The sequence below is a fragment of the Oculatella sp. LEGE 06141 genome, from assembly GCF_015207605.1.
Lineage (GTDB): Bacteria > Cyanobacteriota > Cyanobacteriia > Elainellales > Elainellaceae > Oculatella.
Map to the genome: position 1 here is coordinate 38,813 of NZ_JADEWO010000016.1, position 15,540 is coordinate 54,352.

Annotated in this window: 10 protein-coding genes; 7 read left to right on the forward strand and 3 right to left on the reverse strand. The window is 50.7% G+C overall.

Translation table 11 applies throughout. The features are described 5' to 3' along the window. Positions 1–3: 3 nt before the first annotated feature. The 6 genes from IQ268_RS13215 (at position 4) to IQ268_RS13240 (ending at position 5,769) form a co-directional block, all read left to right on the forward strand. Positions 4–1,200 (forward strand): glycosyltransferase, encoded by a 1,197-nt coding sequence (locus tag IQ268_RS13215; RefSeq protein WP_193879423.1) that lies wholly within the window; start codon positions 4–6, stop codon positions 1,198–1,200. A gap of 40 nt (positions 1,201–1,240) precedes the next feature. Further along, positions 1,241–1,858, forward strand: a complete 618-nt coding sequence (locus IQ268_RS13220; RefSeq protein WP_193879426.1) for a YdcF family protein — start codon at positions 1,241–1,243, stop codon at positions 1,856–1,858. Positions 1,859–2,053: 195 nt separating this feature from the next. Continuing rightward, on the forward strand, positions 2,054–2,650 hold the full coding sequence (locus IQ268_RS13225) for a YdcF family protein (RefSeq protein ID WP_228035333.1): 597 nt from the start codon (positions 2,054–2,056) through the stop codon (positions 2,648–2,650). A 562-nt stretch (positions 2,651–3,212) separates the two neighbouring features. Then, entirely contained in the window at positions 3,213–3,959 is a 747-nt protein-coding gene (locus IQ268_RS13230) for a PTPA-CTERM sorting domain-containing protein (RefSeq protein WP_193879429.1), read from the forward strand. Positions 3,960–4,326: 367 nt separating this feature from the next. After that, the gene (locus tag IQ268_RS13235; protein WP_193879431.1) at positions 4,327–5,055 is read left to right on the forward strand and encodes a PTPA-CTERM sorting domain-containing protein; all 729 of its coding nucleotides are present in this window, start codon (positions 4,327–4,329) and stop codon (positions 5,053–5,055) included. 117 nt (positions 5,056–5,172) lie between these two features. Continuing rightward, positions 5,173–5,769, forward strand: a complete 597-nt coding sequence (locus IQ268_RS13240) for a putative colanic acid biosynthesis acetyltransferase (RefSeq protein WP_193879434.1) — start codon at positions 5,173–5,175, stop codon at positions 5,767–5,769. Positions 5,770–5,809: 40 nt separating this feature from the next. Here the strand turns inward: IQ268_RS13240 and IQ268_RS13245 are convergent, their stop codons facing one another. After that, positions 5,810–6,661: a DMT family transporter gene (locus IQ268_RS13245; protein WP_193879438.1), complete on the reverse strand. Its 852-nt coding sequence runs from the start codon at positions 6,659–6,661 to the stop codon at positions 5,810–5,812. 95 nt (positions 6,662–6,756) lie between these two features. Then, the gene (locus IQ268_RS13250; protein ID WP_193879440.1) at positions 6,757–7,068 is read right to left on the reverse strand and encodes a hypothetical protein; all 312 of its coding nucleotides are present in this window, start codon (positions 7,066–7,068) and stop codon (positions 6,757–6,759) included. Positions 7,069–7,344: 276 nt separating this feature from the next. On the opposite strand from IQ268_RS13250, the gene IQ268_RS13255 reads away from it, so the two are divergent. After that, positions 7,345–13,440: a HAMP domain-containing protein gene (locus IQ268_RS13255; RefSeq protein ID WP_193879443.1), complete on the forward strand. Its 6,096-nt coding sequence runs from the start codon at positions 7,345–7,347 to the stop codon at positions 13,438–13,440. A gap of 92 nt (positions 13,441–13,532) precedes the next feature. On the opposite strand, the gene IQ268_RS13260 is transcribed toward IQ268_RS13255, so the two are convergent. Beyond that, the gene (locus IQ268_RS13260; protein ID WP_193879446.1) at positions 13,533–15,443 is read right to left on the reverse strand and encodes an acetate--CoA ligase family protein; all 1,911 of its coding nucleotides are present in this window, start codon (positions 15,441–15,443) and stop codon (positions 13,533–13,535) included. Positions 15,444–15,540: the final 97 nt, after the last annotated feature.

Consider the following 15,540-nt stretch of genomic DNA (forward strand, 5'->3'; position numbering starts at 1 on the left):
AACATGAAAATTCTGCATGTGATTCCATCTCTGGGGGTGAGTTTAGGCGGTCCATCTCAGGTGGCGATGAATTTGGTCAAAGCTCTGCGTGATCTCAGCATTGATACAGAAATCATCGCTACAAATTATGACCATCCACAGCCGTTAGATGTGCCTTTAAATCAGCGAGTAGACTACTGTTTTGAAAGTGGATCGGTTCCAGTTTGGTTCTTGCCTTACAACCCGCCTGCTGTAAAAGAATTTATTTTCTCTAAAGCATTGACAATATGGTGCTGGCAGCATCTTCATCGCTATGATGTGCTGGATAATCACTACTTATTCTCCTATGCATCTACCTGTGCTGCCGCGATCGCCCACCGCAAGAAGATACCCTACACCATTCGAACAATGGGTCAATTGTCACCCTGGGCATTGGCGCAAAGTCGAGTCAAAAAACAACTCTACACAGCCTTGATCGAACGCCGTAATTTACACAATGCAGCAGCAATTCATTGCACAACTCCAGCTGAAGCAGACGATGTTCGCAGCTTTGGGATTAACACTCCAACCATTACCCTACCATTGGGTGTTAATTTACCAGAGGTCTATCCAAATGCTAGAGCAGAGCTGCGACAGAAGTATCGTATTCCGTCTGATACTCCGGTTGTTCTATTTCTCTCCCGTTTACATTATAAGAAACGCCCCGATTTATTATTAGAGTCCCTTTCTTATCTCAAGGCACAGCGATTTTGTTTTCATGCCATTTTTGCAGGTTCGGGAGAAGTTGACTATCTAGCACAATTGAAGAATTTAACCACATCGTTAGGGCTAGACGATTGCGTTTCATTTCCTGGCCTAGTTGTTGGAAAAGACAAAGATTTGCTGTTGCAGGGATCGGATTTATTTGTATTACCATCCTTTTCAGAGAACTTTGGCATTGCTGTTGCTGAAGCGCTAGTGGCCGGTTGTCCTGTAGTCATTACTCCAGGGATTCAAATCGCGCCTGATATTGCTTCAGCGCAAGCCGGATTCGTTGTTGAGGGGGCAAAAGAGTCCGTTGCTGAGGCGATCGCACAACTCCTAAAGTCTCCAGAACTCCGGCACGAGTATGGAATGAATGGCCAGCGGTTAGCTAGAGAACGCTACTCCTGGAGGGCGATCGCACAGGAACTCACTACGGTGTATCAAGCTATTATTGATCGCCAACCTCTGTCACATTAAAGCTTCATCTAGTTGAATAATTATCAATTCATTACCACCAATGAAACGCTTGCGCCGTCGATTTAGGGGAACCGAATTGCTGCGGTTTGCTATTTTAGGGGTTTTGATTGGTTGGATCAGCATTATTCCAGTACGGTTAGCGATCGCATCCCATCAATCGCCCCATCCGGAGGGCATTTTCATATTGGGAGGCGATCCCAGTCGAGAAGCGGCTGCCGCAACAATTGCCAAATACTATCCAACATTGGATATTTGGGTTTCCGGCAGTAGCGAAACCCCGGAACGGGCAAAAGCTATTTTTCGTGCAGCAGGCGTCGCTGTCGAACGGCTCACCCTCGATTATGCAGCAAGCGATACCGTCACAAATTTTACAACCCTTGTACCAGAGTTTAAGCAGCGCAACCTTCGTCACCTGTATCTGGTTACATCTGATTTCCATATGTCGCGAGCAAAGGCGATCGCCACAATTGTTTTAGGCAGCCAAGGAATCACCTTCACCCCTGTCTCTGTTCCCAGTAATGAAGAAAAGGAATCAACGCTCCGGATTGTACGAGACATTTGTCGATCGTTCCTTTGGTTAATTACAGGCCAAACCGGTGCAACGCTGGGCGAATCCCTCATTCAAAAATTGGCTCATCTTCAGGTGAGGGGACTTTAAACCAGTCTTGTTGCAGCCAGTGTCAGTGCAGAACGGTTATACCATCATCAGCTTTATAGCCTTGCTGCCCTGTTCCAAAAAACAGTGGCAAATGATGACATAGCGGCATGACATAGCACTAAAATTCGCCGTTAGAATACTGAAAGCAGTTTGTCCTACAACTGTAATCAGGATTTGACATGGTTATGTGCAGTCATGCTCTACCCTTCTCTGCGAAGACGCTTGTTAATGGGATGGTTTATTGCAGGAATTTTAGTTGCCCTGCTAGGTGTTATTCCAGTGCGGTTGGCGATCGCTCGTTATCAAGCACCTTATCCACAAGCAATTCTAACGCTGGGTGGAGATCCTAGACGGGAACAGTTAGCAGCGCAGCTTGCACAAGACAACGCTGCGTTGAAGGTGTGGATTTCAACGGGGCAAACGCCTGAAAAAAGCCAAGCAATATTTCAGGCGATCGGGGTCAGTGAAGAGCGTTACCATCTCGATTTTCGAGCGACAGATACAGTAACGAACTTCACGACGCTTGTACCAGAGTTTAAGCGTCGTGGAATTCAGCATATTTACGTGGTTACGTCTGATTACCACATGCCACGGGCAATGGTCATCGCTACGATTGTTTTGGGCTATGAGGGCATTGCTTTTACCCCGGTTTCTGTTCCCTCTACTCGATCTGAGGAATCGTGGCTGCGGATCGTGCGGGATGGCGGGCGATCTTTGCTGTGGATTGCAACAGGACGAACTGGCGTAAGAGTAGGGCGATCGCTGCAAGAGACGCTCTTACGCTGGATGTAGCAGAACGGTGGTGACGTGATGAGCGTTAGCGTTTAGTATACGTCTTCAAACGAATCTGAAGCGTATAACTCCAATTTCAGAAAATACTACGACTGCTTTCAGTATTGACGCTAAAGATTATGAAGCAAACTGGTAACAATAACAACACAGTAATTGTAGTAACATAAAGACAAGGTGAATCTACGTACGTAACAGTAGAAACTCAGTATAGAAAACGTATACTCAAATGGTGCCTCGGTATTGAGTATCTATTCGTTTTAATGCTGTTCCCGCTGATGTTGTTTGGCTCAATGCTACATCAGAGTCAGAGCAGCTCAGTTTTACAGGACTGTATCACCACGAACACTCACAAGGTAAACCTCGCTCAAGATCAAGGCCGCAAATTGCTTGTACTTAACCGTGTAAGGTGCCTACCTCAATTTTCGATATCACTGTCGGAATGGATAGCGTTTCTACCACTCTCAACCCGCCCTTTTGCTGGTCATTCAACCTCACACTTAATCTCCGAGGGTGGATAGAACTTTGTTGATATGGTCACAGCACATTCACATTCAGGACAATCATGAAACAACAACTCTTAACTGGTGCTCTCGCCGTAGGCGCTGTAGCAATTGGTTCTTTAGTGCAGGTAAATCCTGCAGAAGCACTCACTTTAACTAGCCAGTTGTTGGGAGATCCACGCGCAAACAACCCAGATGGATTAATTGTTGACGTAACAGTTAAAACGGGTACAGATGCTGGGCTGTCAACTAACCAGGCGCTTTGGACTGTGGACATTAATTCTCCACTGCATTCGAACATCAAACTTGGACAATTTTTCTTCAATCTTGCAAATGCAGCAGCCAGCAATTACACGTTCTCTGGATTCAACCCTACAGGTTGGGCAATTCAAACACCAGCTAATAATGCTAATGGCTCAGGTAGTGCTGACTTTATCTTCAAGGCTCTAGATCCATCGGGACCACCTAATGCTGCTAACGTGACAAACAACACCAACCTCTCCTTTATAATGACTAAGGGCTTAGGAGCAATCACAGAAGCCGATTTTCTGACCGCTCCTTTCGCTACAAGTAACAACAACCTCCTTGGTTCTTTTCACTTAGGAGCGCATTTGCAATCACTGACGGTTAACGCAACAACTTGTCCTTCAAAGAGTACATGTCGTGACAGTGGATTTGCAAGGGGCAACTATACCTCTACTCCTATTCCAACTCCCGCCCTGCTTCCTGGCTTGATTGGTATGGGCGTTGCGGCTCTACGGAAGAAGAAGGGTGAGCAAAATTTGGAATCGGTAGCACAAGAAGCTTAGGAAGACATTTGTAATCTTGATAGGCTTCGAATGATATTGATTTATTGACCCTCAAACATCTCAATATCTCCTCTTAGTGAAGGAGTGGTTAAGCATCACAAAATCCCCCTTGAAAAGGCAGGGCTACTTTATTGTCGTTGGAGAAATCATAGAAGCCTTGAGTCTTCGTTCAGCCTCAAATGGTACCTAAACGAGAAATGAATGTTACAGATTTTCTTTGATGACCTTTAATTAGCCCTGCTTTGAAAAGGGGAATTTTATAGAAGTTGGCATAGTCGTTCTTTAGTCTCACCTTCCAAGTCGTGTAAAGCTTACTGGAAAAGAGATTGATTGTTGTTATGTTTATTCCCCCTTTCTTGAGGAATCAATGAAAAACTTTCTGGCTGGCACCTTGATTGCAGGCACATTAGCAATCAGCTCTTTGATGCAGGCGTGCCCTGCCGAAGCCGTCACATTTGAGTCTTTGCCGCTTCTAACTGATAACGACTTTCGAGACCTTCTCAATTCTGGTGACTTTGTTGAAAGTTTTGTGGTTGAGGGACGAATTGGAACCGGATCTAGCGGAATACACAGCGAACGAGAGTTGGGAATCAACAATTTATTGGGTCAACCGCTAGTTGCTGGTCAACTTGCAAATTGGGCAAGCCCTTACAATTTTTCTTTAATGTTTGATGGCAATAACATCACCTACAAACTTGATAATCAAACATTGACTACAACGGTGGGAGCAAAGGTTAATCGCATCTTGGTTCGTACTTTTGCTCAAAGCGGTAAAGGTAACGTAACCCTATCCGATCTAGTGTTCAATGGTGAAGTCTTCAGTGGACTCTTAACTTCTGATGGAGCTGGTGGAAATGATGTCTCATACTTGAATATCACTGGCTTTTCTACGCCGTTTACTTTAACTGGGAAAGCTTTAATTTCCGCTAATAATGGAGCTGCACGCTCTCAATTAGCCTACCAATTTAAAGCAGGTTTTTCTCCAGAGCCTATCCCTACTCCGGCTTTGCTTCCTGGTCTGATCGGTATGGGTGTTGCGGTTCTGCGTAAGAAGCAAGATGAGGAAGATGTGGAAGCGGTAGCACAAGATGCCTAGAAGCTCTTAAGGGACGTTCCTAACCACCGTTCATAACAATTGAATCAACACGATCGCACACCCACTTCTATTCGTGCGATCGCTTTTTTATCATGCAAAAGAGTAATAGAGTTTCCTATGTATCTCGATCGCTACACCACTGGAAGCTATACACCGGGCGCACCCTATTGGAAACAACTCCTGTGGTATTTCATTGGTTCACCTTTGGTGCAAAGCTATTGGCTACCGATGTCAGGGCTAAAAGTTTGGTTACTGCAACAATTTGGTGCGGCGATCGGTCAAGGTGTACGAATTAAAACAGGTGTACGAGTCAAATTTCCCTGGCGGCTCACCCTTGGCGATTTTGTCTGGATTGGGGAAGATGCCTGGATTGATAACCTGGCGCAGGTAACGATCGAGAGTCACGTTTGTATTTCCCAGGGGGTTTATCTGTGTACCGGAAATCACAATTGGAGTGAGCCTGATTTTCGATTAATTACCGCACCGATTCATATTCAAGCAGGCAGTTGGATTGCAGCAAAAGCGGTTATTGGTCCCGGAGTCACGGTCGGCCAAGGAGCCGTGTTGACATTGGGCGGAGTCACGGTGCGATCGCTCGAACCAATGACGATTTATGCGGGTAATCCAGCACAGGCCATCAAACCCAGAAAGGTAAGCGAGCTACAGCCCCTTTTGCCAGATCTGAGCGATCGCATGAGTGAAGAGCGGTGTTGAACCAATGACTCCAGCTTGAGCAATCGCCGAACGGATCGAACTATGCGCGTGTTGCAAACCGGGACGCGCCCGCTGCGGCGATCGACACCAGCAGGATGGCGATCATGGCACGAAGGCTGAGGGTTTCTCCTAACACAATGAACCCAATCAGTGCGGCGGCCACGGGTTCTAAACTGAGCAACACGCCAAAGAGTTGCACTGGCAAAAAGCGAAGCGCCTCCAGTTCAAATGAATAGGGAATCGCTGAGGATAGTAACGCCACCCCAAACCCAACCAGCAGCACGATAGGGTTCAACAGATCCGAGCCACCCGACCAGATCCCAATGGGCAACAGCACCACAGTACCAACCGCCATCGCCAAGGCCAGTCCGGCTCCGCCCGGTAGCGCCCGACCCACCCTGGCCGAAAGAAGAATATAAGCCGCCCAAAAGCCCCCTGCGAGAAAGGCCAAAGCAATGCCAATCGGGTCCAGCACAAGCCCACCAATCGGTGTGAGTAGCCCAATGCCAATTGCGGCCAGCACTACCCACAGGCCATCCAGCAGTTTGCGAGAGTTGGCGATCGCCACTCCCAACGGGCCAATAAATTCGATCGTGACTCCAATCCCTAGCGGAATCCGCTCAACCGCCAGATAAAAGGTCAGGTTCATCAGGGATAATGCCAGCCCAAATAATACCAGCGATCGCCAGTGGCTTTGCCAGTCTTGCTTTTGCGGTTTCCACAGCAGCAACAGCACGATCGCCGCAAACCCAACCCGAAGCAGTGCCACCCCTGCCGGATTCATCACTTCAAACAATCGTTTAGCGATCGCTGAACCCAGTTGAGTCGAGCCAATCGCCAGGAAAAGAAGGCTGGTCGGAGGAATGGTTGGAATGGAACGGAGAAGCTTCATGCGAATCTAGCGAAATCCAGTAGGTAGACACACATCATTTGACCATTGATAGCCGTTGATAGCCGTTGGAAACGTCATTCGCATCCCTCACCGGATTAGACCAAACCGCTACCAGACTGCAAGTCGGCCATCAGCAAGTTGATCCGTTCTGCCACATCTGCCTTACCTTCCGGGTCAGCCTCGCGCAGAAACACGTCTAGAATGAACCAGCGGCACAGCAACGGGTCTGTTTGCACCAAATTCAGCATGATGCCGTTTAGCACTTCGGTGAGCAGTGATTCTGGCAGGCGATGTAAATGGTCGCAAATGGCGATCGCATCTCCCAATTTGCGGGTCTGGTTGGTAACGACGATCGCGGCAACGACCGCATTAACCAGGCTGTTCAGGCTATCTTCTAAATCATCCATGCGTCAGGGGAAGCACGACGGCTGCAAACAAGGCATTTCTGTCCAAAATTTGTCCAAAATTTGTTCAAAAGAGTATTAAGCAATTGAACCGTCCTGACCCAGCCTCTATCTTTAGATAGAGAGGGTTTGTTCTATTTTTTGCCAGATAATAGCTTATCCACTTGTAGAATAAGCTGCATCTTGCCGCGTCAATCAGGATTCGTTTAAGTTTTATCCTGGTAGAGACACTGTCATTCCCAAAACAATACCTTGTCACGTCACCTGAAGGTTTAAGCTATGTCCACTGCATCCGCTCCTGGCGACACAGATCAACTCGATCTGAGGCAGCTTTTGCGAACGTTGACTGAAGTCAAGAAAGGTAATTTTTCGGCACGAATGCCCTCTGACCAAACGGGCATGGCTGGAAAAATTGCTGATACGCTCAACGACATCATTGAGATGAATGAGCAAATGACCCAGGAGTTAGCGCGAGTCAGCAATGCGGTTGGCAAGGACGGCAAAATCGATCAACGGGCATCGCTGGACAACGCCAAAGGGGCGTGGACGGAATCCGTTCATTCCGTCAACACCTTAATTTCCGACCTGGTGCAGCCGATGGAGGAAACCACTCGCGTCATTCGTGCGGTTGCCAATGGGGATTTGTCGCAGGCGATCGCCACCGAAATCGACGGCAGACCATTGCGAGGGGAATTTCTGCAAACGGCCACTATTGTCAACACAATGGTAGGTCAGCTCAACTCCTTTGCCTTCGAGGTCACAAAAGTGGCGCGGGAAGTGGGCACCGAAGGCAAGCTGGGGGTACAGGCCGAAGTGCAGGGCGTGGCGGGCACCTGGAAAGACCTGACCGACAGCGTAAACCTGATGGCCGGAAACCTGACGGCACAGGTGCGAAACATTGCCGAAGTGACCACAGCCGTTGCCAATGGCGATCTGTCTAAAAAAATTACGGTGGGTGTCAGGGGCGAAATTCTGGAGCTGAAAAACACGATCAATACAATGGTGGATCAGCTCAATTCCTTTGCCTCCGAAGTAACGCGCGTGGCGCGGGAAGTGGGCACCGAAGGCAAGCTGGGGGTGCAGGCGGAAGTGCAGGGCGTGGCGGGTACCTGGAAAGACCTGACCGACAGCGTGAACTCAATGGCCGGAAACCTGACGGCACAGGTGCGAAACATTGCCGACGTAACCACAGCCGTCGCCAATGGCGATCTCTCCAAGAAGATTACGGTGGACGTGAAGGGCGAAATTCTGGAGCTGAAGAACACGATCAACATCATGGTGGATCAGCTCAACTCCTTTGCCTCCGAGGTAACGCGCGTAGCGCGGGAAGTGGGTGCCGAAGGTAAGCTAGGCGGTCAGGCGCAGGTTCCTGGGGTAGCGGGGACGTGGAAAGACCTGACGGATTCGGTCAACTTCATGGCGGGCAGTGTGACGGCACAGGTGCGGAACATTGCCGAAGTGACGACCGCCGTTGCCAATGGCGATCTCTCCAAGAAGATTACGGTGGACGTGAAGGGCGAGATTCAAGAGCTGAAAAACACGATCAACATCATGGTGGATCAGCTCAATTCCTTTGCTTCCGAAGTAACGCGCGTGGCGCGGGAAGTGGGCACCGAAGGCAAGCTGGGGGTACAGGCCGAAGTGCAGGGCGTGGCGGGTACCTGGAAAGACCTGACCGACAGCGTGAACTCGATGGCTGGAAACCTGACGGCACAGGTGCGAAACATTGCCGACGTAACCACAGCCGTCGCCAATGGCGATCTGTCTAAAAAGATTACGGTGGACGTGAAGGGCGAAATTCTGGAGCTGAAGAACACGATTAATACAATGGTGGATCAGCTCAGTTCCTTTGCCTCCGAGGTAACGCGCGTGGCGCGGGAAGTGGGCACCGAAGGCAAGCTGGGGGTACAGGCGGAAGTGCAGGGCGTAGCGGGTACCTGGAAAGACCTGACCGACAACGTGAACTCGATGGCCGGAAACCTGACGGCACAGGTGCGAAATATTGCTGAAGTCGCCACGGCGATCGCCAACGGTGATCTCTCCAAGAAAATCACCGTCCAGGTGAAGGGCGAAATTCTGGAGCTGAAGAACACAATCAACATCATGGTGGATCAGCTCAGTTCCTTTGCCTCCGAGGTAACGCGCGTGGCGCGGGAAGTCGGATCGGAGGGCAAGCTGGGGGTGCAGGCGGACGTGCGGGGCGTAGCGGGGACGTGGAAAGACCTCACCGATTCGGTCAACTTCATGGCGGGTAGCCTGACGGCACAGGTGCGAAATATTGCAGCGGTAACCACAGCTGTCGCCAATGGCGATCTGTCTAAAAAGATTACGGTAGACGTAAAGGGCGAGATCCTGGAGCTGAAAAACACGGTTAATACAATGGTGGATCAGCTCAACTCCTTTGCCTCGGAGGTAACGCGCGTGGCGCGGGAGGTGGGGTCAGAGGGCAAGCTGGGGGTACAGGCAGAGGTTCCGGGCGTAGCGGGGACGTGGAAAGACCTCACCGATTCGGTCAACTTTATGGCGGGTAGCCTGACGGCACAGGTGCGAAACATTGCCGAAGTAACGACAGCGGTGGCGAATGGCGATCTCTCCAAGAAGATCACGGTAGACGTAAAGGGCGAAATTCTGGAGCTGAAAAACACAATCAACACGATGGTGGATCAGCTCAATTCCTTTGCCTCCGAAGTAACGCGCGTGGCGCGGGAAGTGGGCACCGAAGGCAAGTTGGGTGTGCAAGCCTACGTGCGGGGGGTGGCGGGTACCTGGAAAGACCTGACCGACAACGTGAACCTGATGGCGGGTAACCTGACAGCGCAGGTGCGAAACATTGCTGGAGTGGCCACGGCGATCGCCAATGGTGATCTCTCCAAAAAAATTACGGTAGACGTAAAGGGCGAAATTTTAGACCTGAAAAACACGATCAACACAATGGTGGATCAGCTTAGCTCCTTTGCCTCGGAGGTGACGCGCGTGGCGCGGGAGGTGGGCACCGAGGGCAAGCTGGGTGGGCAGGCGCAGGTGAAAGGCGTAGCGGGTACCTGGAAGGACTTGACCGACAATGTGAACTCGATGGCCGGGAACCTGACCGCACAGGTGCGAGGCATTGCCAAAGTGGTGACAGCCGTGGCGAATGGCGACCTCAAACGCAAGCTGATGCTGGATGCCAAAGGCGAGATTGAAACGCTGGCCGACACCATCAACGAGATGATCGACACGCTGGCGACGTTTGCCGACCAGGTAACGACCGTGGCGCGGGAAGTGGGCATTGAAGGCAAGCTGGGTGGGCAGGCCAAAGTGCCCGGAGCCTCTGGCACCTGGAGAGCCTTAACCGACAACGTCAACGAACTGGCGGCAAACTTGACCACGCAGGTACGGGCGATCGCAGAAGTAGCAACAGCGGTAACGAAGGGCGATTTAACCCGATCGATCGCAGTTGAGGCGCAGGGGGAAGTGGCCGCGCTGAAGGACAACATCAACCAGATGATTGCCAACCTGCGAGAGACGACCCAAAAGAATACCGAGCAGGACTGGCTCAAAACCAACCTGGCTAAATTCACTCGCATGTTGCAGGGGCAGCGCGACCTGGAAACGGTGTCCAAGCTGATTCTGTCTGAGTTGGCTCCTCTGGTTCGGGCGCAACACGGTGTCTTTTACCTGATGGAGGTGGGCGAAAATCATCCCCCCTATCTCAAGCTGCTGAGCACCTACGCCTATCGCAAGCGCAAGCATTTGGCGAATCGCTTCCAGTTGGGTGAAGGACTGGTGGGACAGTGCGCTCTGGAAAAAGAGCCAATCTTACTGACCGAAGTGCCCCAGGATTACGTCAAAATTAGTTCTGGGTTGGGTGAAGCGACTCCCATGAGCGCCGTGGTGTTGCCTGTGCTGTTTGAGGGGCATGTGACAGCGGTGATTGAGCTGGCCTCCTTCCATCAATTCAACGACATTCACCTTACTTTCTTTGATCAGCTGACTGAAAGTATTGCGATCGTGCTGAATACGATCGCCGCCAGCATGAGAACCGAGGAACTGTTGAAACAGTCTCAGTCTCTGGCGGAAGAACTCCAGATGCAGCAAAAAGAACTGACCGAAACCAATCAGCGTCTAGAGCAGCAAGCGCAGTCGTTGCGCGCCTCGGAAGAGTTGCTCAAGAATCAGCAGGATGAGTTGCAGCAAACCAACGAGGAACTGGAGGAAAAAGCCGAACTGTTAGCGCTACAAAACCGAGAAGTAGAGCGGAAGAACCGCGAAATCGAGCAAGCGCGCAGTTCTCTGGAGGAGAAAGCCGAGCAGCTAGCGCTCACGTCCCGGTACAAGTCGGAGTTTCTCGCCAATATGTCGCACGAGCTGCGAACCCCGCTCAATAGTTTGCTGATTCTGGCACGGCTGCTGGGCGAAAACAGCGAAAATAACCTGACGCAAAAGCAGGTGGAATACGCGCGTACCATTCACTCGGCGGGTAATGATCTGCTGGGGCTAATCAACGATATTCTCGATCTGGCTAAGATTGAGTCGGGCACGATGTCGGTTGATGTTGAGCAAACGCTGTTCAGCGAGTTGCGCGAGCAGATCGATCGCACGTTCCGCCAAACTGCAATCGATCGCGCGCTCGATTTTCAAATTAACGTTGGTGAGCAGTTGCCTCGCGCCATCTACACCGATTTGAAGCGGCTGCAACAGGTATTGAAAAATCTGTTAGCCAACGCCTTCAAGTTTACCGAGCGAGGCCGAGTTAGCCTGACCATTAGCGTTGCCACCCAGGGTTGGAGCCGCGATCGCAACACCCTAAACCAGGCCGATACGGTCATAGCCTTTAGCGTTACCGATACGGGAATTGGGATTGCGCCCGAAAAACAGCGAATTATTTTTGAAGCCTTCCAGCAAGCGGATGGTACGACCTCCCGCAAGTACGGCGGTACGGGGCTAGGCTTGTCAATCAGCCGCGAAATTGCTCAACTGTTAGGCGGCGAGATTCAGATCCAGAGCCAACTGGGGCAAGGCAGCACCTTTACACTCTATCTGCCGCAAACCTACACCCCTGCCCCAGGAGCGAGCAACTCGGAGCCAACGGTTAGAAGTGCAGGGCTATCACAAATGAGGAGCGATAGGCTGGCGGCGGCTCCTCCCCTACCGGAGCTGTCATCGTCTGCACTGTTAGCTAACCGAGACGTGGCTGACGACCTGGACTCTATCAATGAAGGCGATTGTGTCTTACTGATCATTGAGGATGATGTCAACTTTGCTCAAATTCTATTGAGCATGGCGAGAGAGCAGGGATTCAAAGGGCTGGTGGCAACGCGCAGCAACATTGGGCTGATCATGGCACGCGAGTTCAAACCAGTGGCCATTATGTTGGATGTTCGCCTGCCCGATATGGACGGCTGGACGGTATTGGATCAACTCAAGCACGATCCCAATACTCGCCACATTCCGGTTCACATGATGTCGATTGAGGAGGGGCAACAGCGGAGTTTGCAACTGGGAGCGATCGCCTTTCTGCAAAAGCCTGCCAGCAGTGAAACACTGTCTGCCGCGTTGTCTAGCCTGAAGGGGTTTGTTGAACGTCCAGTCAAAAATCTGCTGGTGGTCGAAGACGACGAAACCCAACGCCTCAGCATTGTTGAATTGATTGGCAACAGTGATGTCAGCACCACTGCCGTGGGTAGCGGTTCCGCTGCCCTGGAAGCGCTGCAATCGGGACACTTTGACTGTGTTGTCTTGGATTTGGGCTTGCCCGACATGAACGGCTTTGAACTGATCGAGCAGATTAAACAGCAGCCCAATTCAGGCTATCTGCCCGTCATCATCTATACCGCCAAAGAGCTAACGGCTCACGAGGAAACGGAACTGCGGCGAATCTCAGACACTATTATTGTGAAAGATGTGCGATCGCCCGAACGGTTGCTGGACGAAACAGCGCTGTTTCTCCATCGCGTCCAGGCCAACTTACCAGAACCTCAACGGTTGATGCTAGAGCAAATTCAGCAGAGCGACCCGATTTTGGTTGGTAAGAAGGTGCTAGTGGTTGACGACGATGTGCGAAATGTATTTGCTTTAACCAGTTTGCTAGAGCGCTATCAGATGCAGGTGGTTTACGCCGAAAACGGTCGAGATGCGATTGAGTTGCTGCAAAGCAATCCCGACACTCACATCGTGATTATGGATGTGATGATGCCAGAAATGGACGGCTACGAAACAATGCAACTGATTCGTCAAGTGGAACAGTTTCAGATGTTGCCGATGATTGCGTTGACAGCCAAGGCGATGAAGGGCGATCGCGAGAAGTGTATAGAAGCTGGAGCCTCCGACTACATCACCAAACCAGTGGATACAGAGCAACTGCTCTCGCTACTGCGGGTATGGCTATATCAATAACGAGATAGCCACACGACATAAAATGATGCTGGTTTGGTTGTCTTTACCAACGGAGGCCCGCTGCCTCCGTTGCGTTGGTTCTGGCGGAATGGCTACAGGATAGTGGCGATTTCCTTGAGGAAAACGCGGCTGAACGGCTCGTCGGCGTTGAGTTGATACTGTTCTATCAAGCCTCCTCGCTGAATTGAAACATGATCATCCCGCTTCACCACAATAGTGGAGTCATGAAATACATCTCGCTTCAGCATCATTTCGGTATCCGTTGGATTATCTAAAATCACAACGTTGCTGCCGTGGTAAAACATGCCGTCCCGCTGCAATACGTCTTCCTGATATTCAACCATCAGTAAATCAAGTTTGGGATTTCGCAGCAGGTTCGAGACATTGATGTTGTAATCGCTATGGAGATTCTTCTCGGCGCGGTTAACCAGAACGGCCTCCTGGCAAACGGCTCCAACCACCCAATCGGGGTGCTGCAACAGAATAAAATCAATCATTTCCTGAAGTTCATGCACCCGAACATGGTTGAACGTGATGATGGGAATCCTGGCATCTTCCTTGGATTCGAAGAATGTTTCCATCACATGAGATGTAACATCCACACTCTCGCCCATGGCCGGTTTAAGGTGCATGTAAATGCCCGGAGCCGCATTGATTTCGATGATGCCAAAGTTGCCGTCTTTCCACGATTTAGACAAATCGTGAGCCACTACATCAATCCCCAAACAGGTAAGGCGGAAATGTTGAGCAATATCCTGGGTGAGGATGATGTTGTCCGGGTGGACGGCATGAGTTGCGTCAATGCTTAACCCTCCAGACGATAAGTTGGCCACCTTACGAAGATAGACGGTGCGATCGCGCTCAAGCACACTATCTAACGTCAATCCCTGCTGTTCCAGATACATGTGCATCGCTTCGTCCGTCTTAATCTTGCCAAGCGGCGACGTTGGCGTATCGATGCGGGCAGGCAAACGGTTCTCGCGGTCAATTAATTCTGCAATGGTTAGCTGTCCATCCCCTACGACATACGCCGGACGGCGCTCTGTTGCTGCTACAAACCGACCGTTGACGCAAAGCATACGAAAATCTTTCCCAGAAATGCTGGTTTCTACAATAATTCGCACACTTTCATCTTCTGGAATTGCCTGTAACGCTCGATGGTACGCTTCTTCTAGCTCAACGGCATCTTGCACGTCTGCCGTCACACCGATACCCTTGTGACCCGAAACTGGCTTAACCGCTACAGGATAACCAATCCGAGCGGCGACAGCCAGTGCCGCCTTACGCGATCGCACCACTTCTCCCTTGGGTACCGGAAAACCTAAGGTTCCTAAGAAGGCTTTGCAATCGTCTTTGCGGGTTGTAAAGTCAGAATCGAGATGGCTATCACCGTCAAAGGTGGTAGCCACACCACGCACCTGCCTGCGGCCATACCCATACTGCATCAGCCCTTCATCCCATAGATAGAAGGTCGGGATCTCTTTGTTGTGGGCAGCACGCAACAGAGCGTAGACGGTGGGGCCACCATACACTGATTGCCGAAACAGCCCCTGGATGACTTCGATCTGGTCTTTTATCTCAAATTCTTCGTGCTGATTGATGGCCTCAAACCAGTCCCAAACGCTGTAGACAACCGCTCGGCAGGTACGGGCATGGAGACACTCAATCCCGATCCGGGTGTGGCTGCCGTGAGGACTGACGCTCCAACGCTCGAAGTACAAGTCCATCTCCAGCTTGTTAACCTCGGACACAGTTCGAGCAAACAAGTGAGTATAGGAGTCGTAACGCTCTTCTAGTAAATGAGGGTAGCGATCGCCCACCGCGGCGATGTACTGATCTAACGGCAGCAGTTTTTGGGGCTGAACCAGCGTCAAATCGAACACAAACGCGGCTGTGTCAAGGTAGGGATTCGGCCCTACATAATGTTGACAGTTGAAGACATCAAATGCGTCAGTCGATCTGGCATTAACGCGTGTGGCGTTGGTCTCTTGATCCAAAACCATTAGATTATAGGGGCTATACAGTGCAATTTACCTAGATACAATAGTGAGTTTTCAAGAGCGCGGCATCTATCAATGGGCACGAACGTCCATTTCCTAA